This is a genomic window from Ensifer sp. M14 (assembly GCF_003355565.1).
Taxonomy (GTDB): Bacteria; Pseudomonadota; Alphaproteobacteria; order Rhizobiales; family Rhizobiaceae; genus Ensifer.
This window is the reverse complement of record NZ_QJNR01000011.1, coordinates 66,389-81,158: the sequence shown is the minus strand read 5'-3', so window position 1 is coordinate 81,158 and position 14,770 is coordinate 66,389. Positions and strand designations below refer to the sequence as shown.

Here is a 14,770-nt window from a genome sequence, read left to right as displayed (position 1 = left end):
GATTTATCGCGCCTTTTTCGCGAATCTTCCGTGTGTGGGTTCGGATTTCCGAACGGCCAGTAACCACCGTTGTTCAGTTGGCCGAACGTTCACTAGCTTCTATTCCGAAACGCGTCATTTTCTCCCAAAGGGTCGTACGAGAAATGCCGAGATGTCCTGCGGCCTGAGAAATCTGTCCGCCGGTTGCGCTTAGCGCCCGCAGGATCTGTCGGCGCTCCGCGGCGTCCCGCGCATCGGAGAGTGTTCCGATCCGCGGCGTATCAGATACTTTGGCGACGTCGGGGAATAGATCCGCCGGCATCACGAGCAGATTTTCCGACAGAGCAGCGGCGCGTTCCAGCCGATTGCGGAGCTCGCGGGCATTCCCGGGCCAACAGTGTTCAAGCATTGCGTCCTCGGCAAGCGTACTGATGCCCCGAACGCGAGTCTCCCTGATCTGCATGATCTCCTCGAGAAAGCGCTGAGCGAGCCACAGGATGTCTTCCTGTCGTTCACGCAGCGGTGCAAGCATGACTGGAAGGGCGGAAAGACGAAAGAACAAGTCCTTTCGAAAGGAACTGGCGTCGCTGCCAATCTCCTGATGGGTGGCACAGACAATGCGTGCCTTGAACGGGATGGATGTTTCGCTGCCGACCCGATGAAACCAACCATCCTCGATGAGACGAAGAAGTTTCGCCTGCAGAACAGGCGGCATATCACCGATCTCGTCGAGAAAGAGAATACCTTCGCCGGCACGTTCCGCGTAGCCGCGATGAAGTTGGTGAGCACCCGTAAATGCTCCTTTCTCGTGGCCGAAAAGCTCGCTTTCCAGCAGTTCGGCTGGAATGGCTGCGCAGTTTACGGCGATGAAAGGGGCGAGCGCACGCTTTGATAACTGATGCAGAAACCTGGCGCTGACTTCCTTGCCAGTGCCGGTCTCTCCCTGAATGAGAACGGGGAGGGGATGAGAGGCATAACGCCGCAACATCTGTTCGGCGTCGCGCATGGCGCGGGAGATGCCGAGGGAGCTATTGAGCTCATCCTGCCGCTTGCTCCTTAAGCTTGATGAGACGCGATCGAGGAAAGCCGTCATGTCGAACGGTTTGGTGATGAAGTCGACCGCACCACTGCGCATCAGACGCACCGCCTGGTCTATATCGGCGTAGCCAGACATGAATAAAAAGGGTGTTGCGGTATCGCGGCTGGCCTGGCGGAAAACCTCTTCACCATTCATGTCTGGAAGGCGGATATCGCAAACGACGAGGTCGAACGGTTCTGATCCGCTGGCGAGCTCGCGCATGGCCTGCTCTCCCTTCGTCCACCATTTCACCTTGTGGCCCTCAAGCGAAAGTCGCTGGATGAGCGACTCTCCCATGATGGGATCGTCCTCGAGTATGGCGATGCGCCCTGTTTCACGCTGCATGGCTAGTTTCCTCCCCAGGAATCAATATCGGCAAGTGCAATTCAATGACGGTCAGGCCGGCTTCGGTCCTTGACAAACGGATATGTCCACCGGCCTCATCCACCAGCTTCCGGACCATCCACAGGCCAAGCCCTCCAGCTGACTGAGCGGCCGGCCATGGATCTGGCGATGTAAGGACATTAGTTGCGGCCTTCGGCAGGCCCGGCCCCGTATCGGCAACCGAGAGGATTAACGTCGAGCCGTCTTCCTCGAGGCATGTCTCCACAAAAATCGTGCCGTCATCGCCCGCAGCGGCGCTTGCGTTTAGCACGAGGTTCAAAAGTGCTTGCCGCACAGTAGAGCCGGGCAGGGCAGATATGGTGAGATTGGATGGGCTGCTCACCCAGTGCATCGTTTGTCTGCGGCTTATAATGACGGGGCCGGCCAGTAGGCGCACATCTTCCAGATCCTGTAGGACGAGAGGCTTTCCGGAGCGGTCCGGCCGGTATGTTGCCAGTGCTGCCTGTACAACATCGCGAATACCGCCGAGACCACGTTCCAGAAGGGACACACTGGTGCTCCGTACGCCTTCGTTTGCCCCATGTCGCTTCAACGTGTCGATGGAGTTGAACAGTCCTCCGAGCGGATTATTGATCTCGTGGGCCATGCTGGATGCGAGCCGTCCTAAACTGGCAAGCTTCTCTTCCTCGGCCAATCGACGCGTGAGTGCGCTGCGCTGCTGCTCGGCTTGTACCAAAGCGTTGAAGCCATGAAACAGATCAGCGAGTTCACCCGCGCGATACGGAAATTCTTCAGCGGGAATGGTGTAGGGCTGTCCGGCCGCACCAGAGCGCATGTGTTGTGCCAATGTCGCCACCGGCCTGACCATACGTCTGGTCAAGACGTATCCAACTGCGGCAAACACGAATGCCAAGACAGCATTCGTCGCAAGAAGCGTCTGGAGAACCTGGCGCCTTTCCGCGACAAGATGGGTGATGTCGAAAGAGGCGTGTACGGTCCCGATCGACTTTCCCTGATAAAGGAGCTGCCTGATCCCGAACCCGGTGTTCGACTGCCATTCGATGCGGATTTCATCGTCTTTGCCTCGGTCAGCGAAGGCCGGGGGAAGTTCGGAAAGTACCGGGATAGCGTGCGGATCGCTGGAAGCCAGTACCATGCCATCCCGTCCAGTCACAACCGTCTCGATCGGAGACACGGCCGCAAACATCGTACGGGTGCGGTCGAGCAGGTCATAGGTTTCCCATACATCCTGCCGCAAAACAGCCGGGATAAGAGCGGTGGACAAGCCATCGAAATAGGTTCCCACGACGCCGTTCAGATGCTGTTCCTGCATGTCATGAAGGCGAGCCAATACGCGTTCGGAGATGATGAGGCTGACGACGATCATCAGGGATGCCACCATTACCGGGACCCGAACCGTCAAGGGAATGCCGCGAACGCGCTCGATGAGGCTCACCCCAGCCTCCGAACCCGTTCCATGTTGACCGCGATACTTTCGTAGCTTTCGGGTGGAACCTGAGTGAACCCGTCAAGCTGGAGGCGCTCAAGCACCGTTCGGCCCAGCTCGTCGCTGTGCATTTGCAGGAGCGCGTTTCTTATTCTGGCAACCGGCTGGCTTTCGCGCTGTCGTGCGGCGGCTGCGATGGGCGGGAAGCCGTGCCAGTCAGACTTCACCAGTACCCTCGTTTTCGAGAGCAGTTCCGGTTCGGTCTGTTTCATGACTTCCCAGACGTACCCATCAACGCTCCCGGAATCGGCAAGGCCGGAAGCCACTGCCCGGATCACATTGCGGTGGCCGTAGGTAAAAAATGACTTGCGAAAGAAGCCTTCCTCGGAGACGCCGCGTTCGGCCAGATAGGTTTTCGTGACGAGGTAGCCGGAATTGGAATCGGGGTCGGAGAACGCATGGATATCCCCCCGACAGTCATCAAAGGCCTGGATGTCACGATGTTGACCGACGATGAGGTAGGATTGGTAAAGCGGCTTATCACGCCACAATGGCGTGGCAACCAGCTCCAGCTCGTCCCGGAACTTCATGAACGGGTAGCCGCAAATCCAGGCGGCCTCAAGATTCCCCGAGACCAGGAGGGCAGTGACTTCCTGGTAGGTACGCTGTGTGACAAGTTGTACTTCTTGACCAATAGCGCGGACTAGGTAGGCCTGTAGTTCGTCCAGCACTTCCAGGTCATTCGATAGAAAGACGGGTGTCAACCCAAACCGAATCACGCCAGGTCGCGGCGGCACGGACAGCAACTCGCTTCCCGCAGGCGATCCGGCGAAGCATATCGCGGACAAAGCTCCGCCTATCGCCATCCGGCGCGATATACGACACTTGTCGGCGTGCCGACCGCGCGTGTGGTCTCGATTTGACACCGACGACCTCCCTCAGCTCTCCTCCAGAGCCTAAATCAATTGTACTGTCTTCAGACAGATTGTCCAACCGCTCCTCCGGGATTGAGGTGCTGGTTGCATGGATCTCAGGATTTCGCCCGCTACCACCTTTTTGCAACTATCCGGGACGGGTGAAGACACAGACCGGGAGCGGTGAAATTTTACTTCAAACCTGTATCCATTGAATAACCGGCGCCTCTAACGGTCCGGATCAGGTCTGGCTTGTTGGCAAAGTTAAGGGCTTTTCTGAGCCGGCCGACATGAACGTCGACCGTTCTTTCGTCTACATAGAGATCGTGACCCCAAACGCCGTCAAGGAGCTGTGCTCGGGAGAAGACGCGCCCCGGCGACGCCATGAGAAAATCGAGGAGACGGAACTCGGTCGGACCGAGCCTGACTTCACGGCGCTCGCGATGGACACGATGGCTTTCCCGGTCAAGCTCGATGTCAGCATAGCGCAAAATGGACGAGATCAATGCTGGTTTGGAACGCCTCAGCAGAGCTCTCACCCTGGCCATAAGTTCCGGAGTCGAGAATGGCTTCACCAGATAGTCATCCGCACCTGTCGCCAATCCCCGCACACGCTCTGTCTCCTCCCCCCGTGCCGTCAGCATAATGACGGGGAGCCGCTCCGTGTTTGGTCTGGCGCGTAGACGGCGGCAAAGTTCGATTCCGGATACACCGGGAAGCATCCAATCCAGAATTAGCAGATCCGGCACGCTTTCCTGCAGAACTATGTCAGCCTCTTCGCCGTGGCCGATTGTCTCGACAAGGTATCCTTCGGCCTCGAGGTTGTAGCGGAGCAGAACACTCAGCGCTTCCTCGTCTTCGACGATCATGACCTTTGGGGACATCAGCTTCGCTCCTTAGTTTCGCGGCTGTCAGGCGATTTATTACAGTGACACTTCAGTTTTGTGACAAACGCGAAATATCTAGAAATCTGGAAATATGATTGTCATCGTGAGGATTTTGGGATATCCTGCAAACCTCTCGCCATCGTGGGTGCATCGAGAGCGACGCATCTCTACGGTTAAATTCCGGATAATATTTTCGTCAAATCATGTATTAAGCAAGTAAAAAACTTCCAACTCAAATATCAATCTATCTAGATATACCATACTATACTTGGTTGACATAAAACTGTCATCCAACAATACTATGACCGCCCTGCGTTCGCGGATGTCGCGTTCAGCTTTTCTGAATTCACAGAGGGTCGTCATGACACACAACACGAAAACCTTTCGCCCGGCGCGCGCCGCCTTCGCCTCTTCCGCAGCTTCGATCGTTACTCTCGGCCTCCTCGTTGCCCCTTCTTTTGCGCAGCAGGCACCGACAGTGCTGATCGACGGCTCGAGCACCGTATTCCCCATTTCCGAAGCCATGGCTGAAGAGTTCCAGAAGGCTCAAGCCGGCAAAACCCTGGTGACCGTCGGTTCTTCTGGCACGGGCGGTGGCTTCAAGAAGTTCTGCCGCGGCGAAACCGACATCACCGGCGCTTCCCGACCGATCAAGTCCGACGAGATCGAACTGTGCAAGCAGAACGGCGTTGAATTCATCGAGCTGCCTGTCGCAATCGATGCTCTCGCAACGATCGTAAACCCGGCGAACGACTGGGCGACGTGCATGACCGTCGAGGAACTGAAGAAGATTTGGGAGCCTGAAGCACAGGGGAAGGTCACGAACTGGAACCAGGTCCGCGGCGAATTCCCTGACGCCAAGCTCGGCCTCTTTGGCGCCGGCACGGATTCCGGAACCTACGACTACTACACGTTCGCCATTAACGGCAAAGAGCATGCCAGCCGCGGCGACTATACCGCGACCGAGGACGACAACATCACGATCCAGGGCGTCGGCGGCGACAAGAATGCGATCGGCTTCCTGGGTCTCGCCTATCTGACCGAGAATGCTGGCAAGGTGAAGGCTGTCGAAATCAAGCAGGCCGATGGATCGTGCGTGGCGCCGTCCATCGAGACAGCCACCGACGGAACTTACCAGCCGCTCACCCGTCCGCTTTTCTATTACGCTTCCAAGAAGTCAGCCGAAGAAAAGGAACATGTGCGTGCCTTCGCGGAGTTCCTTTTCGATGCCAAGAACCAGGAAGAACTCGTCAGCGAGGTCGGCTATGTCGCCCTGCCTGCCGAAGCCGCTGGCCTTGCTCTGAAGAAGTTCGAAAAGCGTGTCACCGGGAGCCACTTCGAAGGCGGTTCCAAGGTCGGCGTGACGGTCACCGACCTGGTCGCCGACGCAGCCAACTAACATCCCAACCCTCCCGGCAGTCGCGAGTACTCGCGGCTGCCGTCAGTGGAGCTCAAGATGCCAACAACGCTCGACGCCTATATTCCAAGCGACGCTTTTCTGAAACGGCGACGTATCATCGACCTGTCGATGCGCGTGTTGCTTTTCTTGTCCGCCGCTCTCTCGGTGCTTGTCACCGCTGCCATCGTTTACGTGCTTGTAAGCGAGTCGTGGAATTTCTTCACCGAGGTTTCCCTTTGGACGTTCCTGACCGATACCGAGTGGACGCCGGTCTTTGCGCAGCCTCGCTACGGCATTCTGCCACTTCTTACAGCAACCCTCTGGGCCGCCGGGATCGCGATTTTGATCGCAATCCCCTTGGGAACAAGCCTCGCCGTCTACCTCAGTGAGTATGCGCGCCCGGCCGTCCGCGAAACCGTCAAACCGGTGCTCGAATTGCTCGGCGGCGTGCCGACCGTCGTCTTTGGTTATTTCGCTCTCCTGTTTATCACTCCACTGCTTCAGACGTTCATTCCCGGCCTGACCGGCTTCAACCTTCTGGCTCCCGGTATCGTGCTCGGCATCATGATCATGCCCTACATCGTCTCCATCAGCGAAGACGCGATGCGTGCCGTGCCGGCCTCATTGAGGGAAGGCGCTTACGCTCTTGGCATGACGAGGCTGCAGACGTCGTTCAGGGTCATCATTCCGGGTGCGTTCTCGGGCATCACCGCAGCGTATCTTCTCGGAATGTCACGGGCCGTAGGCGAGACCATGGTGCTTGCAATTGCCGCAGGACAGAACCCTAATCTCACCGCAGATCCTCGCGAAGGCGCTGCAACGATTACGTCCTATATCGTACAGATGAGCCTCGGTGATCTGCCCCATGGCTCGCTGGCATATCAAACGATTTTCGCTGCAGGCCTCGCACTTTTCGTGCTGACCCTTGTTTTCAACATCATCGGCTTCTTTCTTCGCCGCCGCTTCCGGGAGGCTTACTGATGGCTATCACAGCAGACAGCCCAATCGTGGCTCTCGACATCGATTCCCAGACCTCGCTCGTCAATCGAGCACGACGCAACGACTTCATATTCGCCGGCTTGGGTCTCACCATCTTGTTCGTGGTTATGGCTTTCTTGGTCGCGTTGATAGCCGACCTTTTCTACGACGGACTGGGCCGGATCGATTACGCCTTCCTGACCGAGTTTCCGTCACGGCGACCCGCAGATGCCGGCATCCTTTCGGCCTGGGTCGGAACCTGCCTGGTTATGTTCGTCACGGCTTTGCTGGCCATTCCGCTTGGTGTCGGTGCGGGTCTTTACCTCGAAGAGTATGCGAGAAAGAACTGGATGACCGACGTCATTGAAATCAACGTCACCAATCTCGCTGGTGTACCGTCGATTATCTATGGTTTGCTCGCGCTCGGCTTCTTTGTCTATCTCGCCGATCTTGGCCGGACGGTTCTGGTCGCGGGCATGGTGCTTGCGCTGCTGATCCTGCCGATCGTCATCGTTGCGACGAGAGAGGCTATAAGGGCGATACCGCAGACAATCCGCGAAGGCGCCTTCGGTCTCGGTGCGGACAAATGGCAGACCATGTGGCATTACATTCTTCCGGCTGCGCGGCCTGGTATCCTTACCGGTGCGATCGTCGGCTTGTCCCGAGCCATCGGGGAAACCGCCCCGATCATCACGATCGGCGCTCTGACCTTCATCGCATTCCTTCCTCCTGCGCCTGTGGATGCGAGCTTTCCCTTTATCAACTTTGATTGGCTGAATGCGCCGTTCACCGTGATGCCCATCCAGATGTTCAACTGGATATCACGGCCGCAGGCAGCGTTTCACATCAATGCCGCCGCGACTGGTGTTGTCCTGATGTTCATGACGTTGGGCATGAATGCCGTCGCCATCTGGATACGCTTCAGGCTTCGACGCAATCTTGGCCTCTAACTGAGATCGGACCAAAAATGAACGACACTTCGACCGTCAGTAAACCTGCCAGAGTGGGCCAGCAAACAGGTTCAGCGCGCAACATTCTGATCCATCCCGAACGCCTGCGCGCTGAAGTGAGGGATCTCGATTTCTGGTACGGAGAATTCCACGCGCTCAAGAAGGTCAACCTTCCCGTTGCGGAAAAGCAGGTTACTGCTTTGATCGGCCCGTCAGGCTGCGGCAAGAGCACGCTCTTGCGATCGTTCAACCGTATGCACGATCTTTACCCTGGCAACCGGTACGAGGGCGCGATTGAACTGCTGCCGGAAAAGAAAAATTTAGTGGCTCAGGGCATGGATCCGATCCTGATCCGCTTGAGCATCGGGATGGTGTTTCAGAAGCCAAACCCGTTTCCGAAATCGATTTATGAAAACGTTGCAGCCGGCCTGAAAATCCGTGGCATCACCAAGAAGAGCCTTCTTGATGAGCGAGTTGAGCAGGCTCTTCAGGGCGCGGCACTCTGGAATGAGGTGAAGGACCGCCTCCATCAGTCAGCCTATGGCCTTTCGGGAGGGCAGCAACAGCGTTTGTGCATCGCCCGTACGCTGGCCCCCAATCCCGAAATCATTCTTTTCGATGAACCCACATCGGCTCTGGACCCGATCGCCACCGCGAAAATCGAGGAGCTCATCGCGGAGTTGCGAGACCAGTACACGATCGTCATCGTCACGCACAACATGCAGCAGGCAGCGCGGATATCGACATACACCGCCTACATGCACCTGGGCGAGATGACCGAGTACAACGCAACGAACGAGTTCTTCACGAATCCGCAGAACGAAAAAACGCAGCACTACATCACCGGTCGCTTCGGTTAAGGGGGAAACATGACGATGGATCACACTATTCGAGCTTTCGACGAGGAACTGCAGGACCTGACCGGACAAGTATCCGATATGGGGCGAATCGCTGCAGCGCTCCTCGACAAGTCCGTCAATGCTCTCATCGGCAACGACAAGACACTGGCAGATGAGGTCGTAAGGGCCGACCTTCAACTCGATGCCATGCAGAGAACCGCCGAAACGGCGGCTGTGCAGATCATTGCTCGCAGACAGCCCGTCGCGAACGACCTGCGACGGATCGTCGGGGCGATGCGCATGGTTTCAAACCTGGAGCGTGTGGGCGATCTCGCCAAGAACATCGCCAAGCGCGCTGCAATCATGGATGCTTCACTTAACAGGGGTGTTGTCTCTGCAGGGTTCAGCACATTGGCCGAAGCCGCCAAAACGCAGCTGGCTGGCGCGCTCGATGCTTTCCAGAACAACGACGCGAAGGCGGCATCTCAAGTCCGACTCCAGGACGAGCACATCGATGTACTCTATAACGGCCTCTTTCGAGAACTCCTGACATACATGATGGAAGACCAGCGCTCGATCACATTGTGCGCTCACCTCCTTTTTTGCGCCAAGAACCTGGAGCGGGTCGGAGATCATGCTACCAATCTTGCTGAGACCGTCGAGTACATCGTGACGGGCGATGATGTTTCGACTGATCGCCCTCGCGCCGAAACTGTCGTTGCGATGGAGTAGACTTCATGCCGAGCGTCGTTATCGTACAGGAAGATATTGGCGTTGGCTCGATCCTGGAAGCAAGCTTCCGCGAGGAAGGTTATATCGCCGGGGTATGTGGACTGGCCGAGCAGTGCGAACGTATGGTAGCAGAAAGGCAACCAGATCTGGTTGTTGTCGATTCAGTGAGCCGTGCGACCAATCTCCGTCAGTCGTTTATGAAAATGCGAGCCCATGTGCGCAGAAGGCAGTTGGCGATCATCGTCTTGGGCGGAGAGGCGCTGCCCAAGCCCCTTTTTGATGCCGGAGCTGACGATTACTTGCCGCGCCCCTTTTCCGTTCAGGAACTTCTCGCTCGCAGCAATGCGCTCCTTGAGCGTTCATGCTCGAAGACGACCAGGATATTGAACCATCGCGAGATATCCCTGAACGTCGAAACGCACAGGGTTTCGCGGAAGGGACGGGAGATCCACCTTGGTCCGACGGAATATCGTCTCCTGCAGACGATGCTGACAGAACCGTCGCGACTGTTTGCGCGTCGCGAGATTCTTGAGATGGTGTGGAACGACACCAGCCGGGATGAACGCATCGTTGATGTCAGCATCAAGCGATTGCGGAAGTCCTTGAACATCGGAAGCAAGGAAGACGCAATTCGTACTGTGCGCGGCTGCGGTTACGGCCTGCAGTAATAGCGATCAGGGTAGACTGTTTCCGATTGCCCTCAACTGCGTTTGAAGGGACATCCTGTCGATCGACTCGATCGGAAGCGCGGTGAAGACGGAGAGCCTGTTGGCGATAGCGTCTGCCGCCCGTCGAAAGGCGGCGAGCCTTTGCAGTTCACTTCCCTCAACAAGCGTGGGATCGTCGATAGCCCAGTGCGCTGTAAAAGGCTGACCGGGCCAGGAGGGGCATTGCTCCCCCGTCAGTGTATCGCAAACGGTGAAGACGAAATCCATAGCGACACGGTTGAGACCTTTGAACTCGTCCCAGCTCTTGGGCCTGAGGTTCTCGATTGGACAGTCCATCTTCTGAAGTGTTGCGAGTGTCATCGGATGCACCTCGCTTGCGGGAAGATTTCCTGCAGAGAACGCCGCAAACCGCATCGGCGCCATCTTGCGCAGAATGGCCTCCGCCATGATCGATCTGGCAGAATTTGCGCGGCATAGGAAAAGCACATTGAAAATGCGTGGTACCTGTTGGTCTGGCTTGGTTCTGGTCGACGAGGTTTTGCCAGCCATGGGGGTAAAGTCCGTCGCCAAAAACTCGACCAGCCTCCAGACAAGTTCGGTGTTCGGCCGATAAATTATCGTGGTGCCAACGCGTTGGGTCTGGACCAGTCCAGCACGCTTCAACACGTTAAGATGAGACGACATCGTATTTTGAGGCACATCGAGCAGTCTTCCTATGTCGCCTGAGGGCAATCCCTCCGGCGAATGATCCAGGAGAAGACGCAGTGCATCAAGTCGGGTGGTTTGCGCGATTGCAGCAAATGCCTCTACGATAGCCGATTTTTCCATAAGTCTGGATATATAGATTTTCGTTTAGTTGAGCAAGTTGCGTTCCCTTGGCGGGCGACAATAAATCCGTATTTCTGGAAATGTGCAGTTCTGTCATATTTCTGTGGCGCAAGTGCCGAATAAGCGGGTGTCTGTTTTGGATCGATGGAGAACCTGATGAAAAAGCTCGTGGCCGCACTGGCGATAACCGTAGCATTTGCAATGCCTGCTCAGGCAGAATTCAAACTCGACGCCCGCTACACGGATGCGGACGGTGACATGGTCGCCGACATTCCGACGGATGCCAGCCAGCTCGCAGACCCTGATACGCTGGTGTTCGCCTATACACCGGTCGAAGATCCGGCTGTTTACGCCGATGTCTGGAAAGGCTTTCTCGATCACCTCGCGGAAAAGACCGGCAAGAAGGTTCAGTTTTTCCCGGTGCAGGAAAACGCCGCTCAGATCGAAGCCATGCGGGCCGGTCGGCTGCACGTGTCCGGCTTTAATACCGGTTCCAATCCGATCGCTGTCGCCTGTGCCGGCTTCCGGCCGTTTGCAATGATGGCCTCCAAGGACGGCGCCTTCGGCTACGAGATGGAAATCATTACTTATCCAGGTTCCGGGGTCGAGAAGATCGAGGATCTCAAGGGCAAGAAGCTCGCCTTCACCGCCGAGACATCCAACTCCGGTTTCAAGGCTCCATCGGCATTGCTGAAGTCCGAGTACAAGCTCGAGGCGGGCAAGGATTTTGAGCCGGTTTTCTCGGGCAAACATGACAATTCGGTCCTCGGCGTTGCCAACAAGGACTACCCGGCTGCGGCTGTCGCCAATTCCGTCATGAAGCGCATGATCGCCCGTGATGTCGTCAAGGCGGACCAGATTGTCTCAATCTTCAAGTCGCAGACGTTCCCGACCACAGGTTATGGCGTGGCCCACAATCTGACCCCGGAACTGCAGGAAAAGATCAAAGGTGCCTTCTTCTCCTACAACTGGGAAGGCTCGGCGCTCCTGAAGGAATTCCAGACATCGGAGCCGCCGCAGGAAAGTTTCATCCCGATCTCCTTCAAGGAAAACTGGTCTGTCGTTCGCCAGATCGATGAAGCCAACGGCGTCACCTACGCGTGCAAATAAGCACGTTTGACCAATAAGCGCCGGGTCGTACGCGACCCGGCGCTTACTCATGTTTTAAAGGCGGGGAACGAGAATGCTCAGGATCACGGGGCTCACCAAAACCTACAAAACCGGCGACAAGGCGCTGAACGGGATCACATTGGAAATCCCTGCCGGCCAGGTGGTAGGTTTGATCGGTCCTTCGGGAGCCGGCAAATCCAGTCTCATCCGTTGCGTAAATCGACTGACCGAACCCACGTCAGGCAAGATCTTTCTAGGCGAGCGAGACGTGACCGCGTTGTCTCGGTCCGATCTCAGGGTCGCGCGCCGCCGTATCGGCATGATCTTCCAGGAATATGCTCTGGTCGAGCGGTTGACCGTAATGGAAAACGTGCTCTCCGGTCGGCTCGGCTACGTGCCTTTCTGGCGCAGTTTTTTACGCCGCTACCCCGCAGGCTACGTGCAGAACGCATTCGCACTTCTGGAGCGCGTTGGTTTGACGGCCCATGCCGACAAACGCGCCGATGCTCTCTCAGGCGGTCAGCGACAGCGCGTCGGTATCGCACGCGCGCTGGAGCAAGACCCTGAACTGCTTCTGGTTGATGAGCCGACCGCTTCGCTCGACCCTAAAACCTCACGGCAAATCATGAGGCTGATCGTCGAGATCTGCAAAGAACGAAACCTGCCGGCGGTCATCAATATCCATGACGTCCTGTTGGCGCAGGCTTTCGTTCAACGGATTATCGGCCTGCGTGCTGGCGAGGTAGTCTTCGACGGCACGCCTGACCAACTCGACACAGCTGCACTCACCCGCATCTATGGCGAAGAGGACTGGGTTGCCATGCAGAAGCAAGCCCAGGATGATGCCGAAGAAGAGCTCCTTGCAGTTATTGAACGAGAACGGGCGGAAGAGCGCTTGGCAGGAGCCTTGTGATGGCCCATGTACTCTCGACGAGCTATCCTTCGGTGTGGCGGCGGCCACCACTGTTCATCAGGTCGGCGGTTTTGCGCTGGCTGATCTATGGGGGCGCGCTGATTTATATCATCGTTGCCGTTGCGACCATCGATGTAAACTGGGCGCGTGCCTACGAAGGGCTCGATCGCGGCTGGCGTTTCCTTCAAGGCTTTCTGGTCCCAAACTTTACCACGCGCTGGCGTGATATCGCACAGGGACTTGAAGAGAGCCTGACGATGACGTTGACTTCGACTATCGTCGGTATCCTCGTTTCCATCCCGATTGGCATCGGAGGGGCGCGCAATCTTGCGCCAGCGCCCGTCTACTACGTGTGCCGCTCAATCATTGCCATTTCGCGTGCCTTCCAGGAGATCATCATTGCGATCCTGCTCGTTGCAATGTTCGGTTTCGGCCCGTTCGCGGGTTTCCTGACGCTCACCTTCGCAACGATTGGCTTTATCGCCAAGCTCCTCGCTGACGCTATCGAAGAAATCGATGAAAAGCAGGCAGAGGCCATCCGTGCCACCGGCGCGTCTTGGCTGCAACTCGTCAACTATGCGGTCCAACCACAGGTAATGCCGCGACTGATAGGGCTTTCGCTCTACCGGTTTGACATCAATTTCCGTGAATCGGCCGTCATCGGCATCGTCGGGGCAGGAGGTATCGGTGCAACGCTCAACACGTCGATTGACCGATACGAGTACGATAGCGCCGGTGCTGTGCTGATCCTCATTATCGTCATCGTCATGCTCGCCGAATACGGTTCGAGCTTAATTCGCAAGCGGGTTCAATAATGCCAGTTTCACATTCCCTTGATGGCAGCAAGACATGGCGCAAGCTCACGCCGAGCCGCGAGCTCATTCAGTGGATCGGTTGGCTGCTACTCGTCGCCTTCTTCATGTTCTGCTGGCAGATCATGACAAAAGATACGATCTGGGCGTTTATTTACGATGCGCCCCGGCAAGGCGGCGACATTCTTAGCCGCGCCTTTCCACCTCGCCTGTTTTATGTAAGCGAGCTCATCACTCCGCTTTGGGACACGCTCAACATGGCGACGCTTGGGACGCTTTTTGGCACTGTGCTGGCGGTGCCTATTGCTTTCCTTGCCGCTCGCAACACCACGCCCAGCCTGCTTGTCCTTCGGCCGATCGCACTTTTCCTGATCGTTGCATCACGGTCCATCAACTCGCTGATCTGGGCATTGCTTCTCGTCTCGATCCTGGGACCTGGACTGCTTGCCGGCATCATTGCGATCGCCCTTCGGTCAATTGGCTTCGTCGGAAAGCTCCTTTACGAAACGATTGAGGAGATCGACCAGAAGCAGGTTGAAGCTATCTCATCCACCGGGGCAAGTCGCATACAGGTTATCGACTACGCGATTGTGCCGCAGGTCCTGCCTTCGTTTCTGGGAATTACCGTGTTCCGCTGGGACATCAACATCAGGGAATCGGCGATCCTCGGCCTCGTCGGTGCAGGCGGGCTCGGCCTCAAGCTTCAGTCCTCTTTGAACATGTTGGCCTGGCCCCAGGTAACGACGATCTTCATCGTCATTCTGGCCACGGTTATCCTGGCCGAGTGGGTCTCGGCAGCTGTACGCAAGGCGCTCGTGTGAGCCTGTTTAACGTCAAGGCTTTCGGGTCCCGGGCAAGGCCGTCTGCAGTGTTGCAGTCTAAGTTCGTGCG

Annotated in this window: 15 protein-coding genes; 10 read left to right on the top strand and 5 right to left on the bottom strand. The window is 56.8% G+C overall.

All coding sequences use genetic code 11. The features are described from left to right. Positions 1-73 precede the first annotated feature (73 nt). From aioR to phoB, 4 genes are all read right to left on the bottom strand, one after another. Positions 74-1,402 carry an arsenic response regulator transcription factor AioR gene (gene aioR / locus BLJAPNOD_RS27430; RefSeq protein ID WP_015647694.1) on the bottom strand — a complete coding sequence of 443 codons (1,329 nt, stop codon included), beginning with the start codon at positions 1,400-1,402 and terminating at the stop codon, positions 74-76. After that, the gene (gene aioS / locus BLJAPNOD_RS27425) at positions 1,392-2,858 is read right to left on the bottom strand and encodes an arsenic sensor histidine kinase AioS (protein WP_015647695.1); all 1,467 of its coding nucleotides are present in this window, start codon (positions 2,856-2,858) and stop codon (positions 1,392-1,394) included. The genes aioR and aioS overlap by 11 nt, the downstream gene beginning before the upstream one ends. Then, positions 2,855-3,715: a periplasmic arsenite-binding protein AioX gene (gene aioX / locus BLJAPNOD_RS27420; protein ID WP_052820512.1), complete on the bottom strand. Its 861-nt coding sequence runs from the start codon at positions 3,713-3,715 to the stop codon at positions 2,855-2,857. The genes aioS and aioX overlap by 4 nt, the downstream gene beginning before the upstream one ends. Before the next feature lie 239 nt (positions 3,716-3,954). Then, positions 3,955-4,647, bottom strand: a complete 693-nt coding sequence (gene phoB, locus BLJAPNOD_RS27415; protein ID WP_015647697.1) for a phosphate regulon transcriptional regulator PhoB — start codon at positions 4,645-4,647, stop codon at positions 3,955-3,957. 364 nt (positions 4,648-5,011) lie between these two features. Here phoB and BLJAPNOD_RS27410 point away from each other — a divergent pair, with 364 nt between their 5' ends. Genes BLJAPNOD_RS27410 through BLJAPNOD_RS27385 form a run of 6 tightly spaced genes read left to right on the top strand, consistent with a single transcriptional unit; the run spans position 5,012 to position 10,216 of the window. Beyond that, on the top strand, positions 5,012-6,049 hold the full coding sequence (locus tag BLJAPNOD_RS27410) for a PstS family phosphate ABC transporter substrate-binding protein (RefSeq protein WP_015647698.1): 1,038 nt from the start codon (positions 5,012-5,014) through the stop codon (positions 6,047-6,049). A gap of 57 nt (positions 6,050-6,106) precedes the next feature. Then, positions 6,107-7,030, top strand: a complete 924-nt coding sequence (gene pstC / locus BLJAPNOD_RS27405; protein WP_015647699.1) for a phosphate ABC transporter permease subunit PstC — start codon at positions 6,107-6,109, stop codon at positions 7,028-7,030. Beyond that, positions 7,030-7,977, top strand: coding sequence for a phosphate ABC transporter permease PstA (gene pstA / locus BLJAPNOD_RS27400; protein WP_015647700.1), 948 nt, complete (start codon positions 7,030-7,032; stop codon positions 7,975-7,977). Before pstC ends, pstA begins: the two co-directional genes overlap by 1 nt. A gap of 17 nt (positions 7,978-7,994) precedes the next feature. Continuing rightward, positions 7,995-8,837 (top strand): phosphate ABC transporter ATP-binding protein PstB, encoded by an 843-nt coding sequence (gene pstB, locus BLJAPNOD_RS27395; RefSeq protein ID WP_015647701.1) that lies wholly within the window; start codon positions 7,995-7,997, stop codon positions 8,835-8,837. A gap of 9 nt (positions 8,838-8,846) precedes the next feature. Continuing rightward, on the top strand, positions 8,847-9,548 hold the full coding sequence (phoU, locus tag BLJAPNOD_RS27390) for a phosphate signaling complex protein PhoU (protein ID WP_052820511.1): 702 nt from the start codon (positions 8,847-8,849) through the stop codon (positions 9,546-9,548). 5 nt (positions 9,549-9,553) lie between these two features. Then, on the top strand, positions 9,554-10,216 hold the full coding sequence (locus BLJAPNOD_RS27385; RefSeq protein WP_015647703.1) for a winged helix-turn-helix domain-containing protein: 663 nt from the start codon (positions 9,554-9,556) through the stop codon (positions 10,214-10,216). A 6-nt stretch (positions 10,217-10,222) separates the two neighbouring features. Here BLJAPNOD_RS27385 and BLJAPNOD_RS27380 read toward each other — a convergent pair whose 3' ends face one another. Beyond that, entirely contained in the window at positions 10,223-11,044 is an 822-nt protein-coding gene (locus BLJAPNOD_RS27380) for a metalloregulator ArsR/SmtB family transcription factor (protein ID WP_015647704.1), read from the bottom strand. A 156-nt stretch (positions 11,045-11,200) separates the two neighbouring features. On the opposite strand from BLJAPNOD_RS27380, the gene phnD reads away from it, so the two are divergent. The 4 genes from phnD (at position 11,201) to phnE (BLJAPNOD_RS27360) (ending at position 14,700) form a co-directional block, all read left to right on the top strand. Beyond that, positions 11,201-12,154: a phosphate/phosphite/phosphonate ABC transporter substrate-binding protein gene (gene phnD / locus BLJAPNOD_RS27375; RefSeq protein WP_015647705.1), complete on the top strand. Its 954-nt coding sequence runs from the start codon at positions 11,201-11,203 to the stop codon at positions 12,152-12,154. Positions 12,155-12,227: 73 nt separating this feature from the next. Beyond that, a complete protein-coding gene (phnC, locus tag BLJAPNOD_RS27370) occupies positions 12,228-13,067 on the top strand; it encodes a phosphonate ABC transporter ATP-binding protein (protein WP_015647706.1) in 840 nt (279 codons plus the stop codon). Further along, positions 13,067-13,882, top strand: a complete 816-nt coding sequence (phnE, locus tag BLJAPNOD_RS27365; RefSeq protein WP_015647707.1) for a phosphonate ABC transporter, permease protein PhnE — start codon at positions 13,067-13,069, stop codon at positions 13,880-13,882. The genes phnC and phnE (BLJAPNOD_RS27365) overlap by 1 nt, the downstream gene beginning before the upstream one ends. Continuing rightward, positions 13,882-14,700, top strand: coding sequence for a phosphonate ABC transporter, permease protein PhnE (gene phnE / locus BLJAPNOD_RS27360; RefSeq protein ID WP_015647708.1), 819 nt, complete (start codon positions 13,882-13,884; stop codon positions 14,698-14,700). Before phnE (BLJAPNOD_RS27365) ends, phnE (BLJAPNOD_RS27360) begins: the two co-directional genes overlap by 1 nt. The last annotated feature ends 70 nt before the right edge of the window (positions 14,701-14,770 follow it).

Coding starts and splice junctions, on each gene's coding strand:
- pstB (WP_015647701.1), top strand. CDS start 7,995: ATGAACGACACTTCGACCGTCAGTAAACCTGCCAGAGTGGGCCAGCAA.
- phnC (WP_015647706.1), top strand. CDS start 12,228: ATGCTCAGGATCACGGGGCTCACCAAAACCTACAAAACCGGCGACAAG.
- phnE (WP_015647707.1), top strand. CDS start 13,067: ATGGCCCATGTACTCTCGACGAGCTATCCTTCGGTGTGGCGGCGGCCA.
- aioR (WP_015647694.1), bottom strand. CDS start 1,402: ATGCAGCGTGAAACAGGGCGCATCGCCATACTCGAGGACGATCCCATC.
- aioX (WP_052820512.1), bottom strand. CDS start 3,715: ATGGCGATAGGCGGAGCTTTGTCCGCGATATGCTTCGCCGGATCGCCT.
- BLJAPNOD_RS27385 (WP_015647703.1), top strand. CDS start 9,554: ATGCCGAGCGTCGTTATCGTACAGGAAGATATTGGCGTTGGCTCGATC.
- BLJAPNOD_RS27380 (WP_015647704.1), bottom strand. CDS start 11,044: ATGGAAAAATCGGCTATCGTAGAGGCATTTGCTGCAATCGCGCAAACC.
- pstA (WP_015647700.1), top strand. CDS start 7,030: ATGGCTATCACAGCAGACAGCCCAATCGTGGCTCTCGACATCGATTCC.
- phoU (WP_052820511.1), top strand. CDS start 8,847: ATGACGATGGATCACACTATTCGAGCTTTCGACGAGGAACTGCAGGAC.
- phnD (WP_015647705.1), top strand. CDS start 11,201: ATGAAAAAGCTCGTGGCCGCACTGGCGATAACCGTAGCATTTGCAATG.
- phoB (WP_015647697.1), bottom strand. CDS start 4,647: ATGTCCCCAAAGGTCATGATCGTCGAAGACGAGGAAGCGCTGAGTGTT.
- pstC (WP_015647699.1), top strand. CDS start 6,107: ATGCCAACAACGCTCGACGCCTATATTCCAAGCGACGCTTTTCTGAAA.
- phnE (WP_015647708.1), top strand. CDS start 13,882: ATGCCAGTTTCACATTCCCTTGATGGCAGCAAGACATGGCGCAAGCTC.
- BLJAPNOD_RS27410 (WP_015647698.1), top strand. CDS start 5,012: ATGACACACAACACGAAAACCTTTCGCCCGGCGCGCGCCGCCTTCGCC.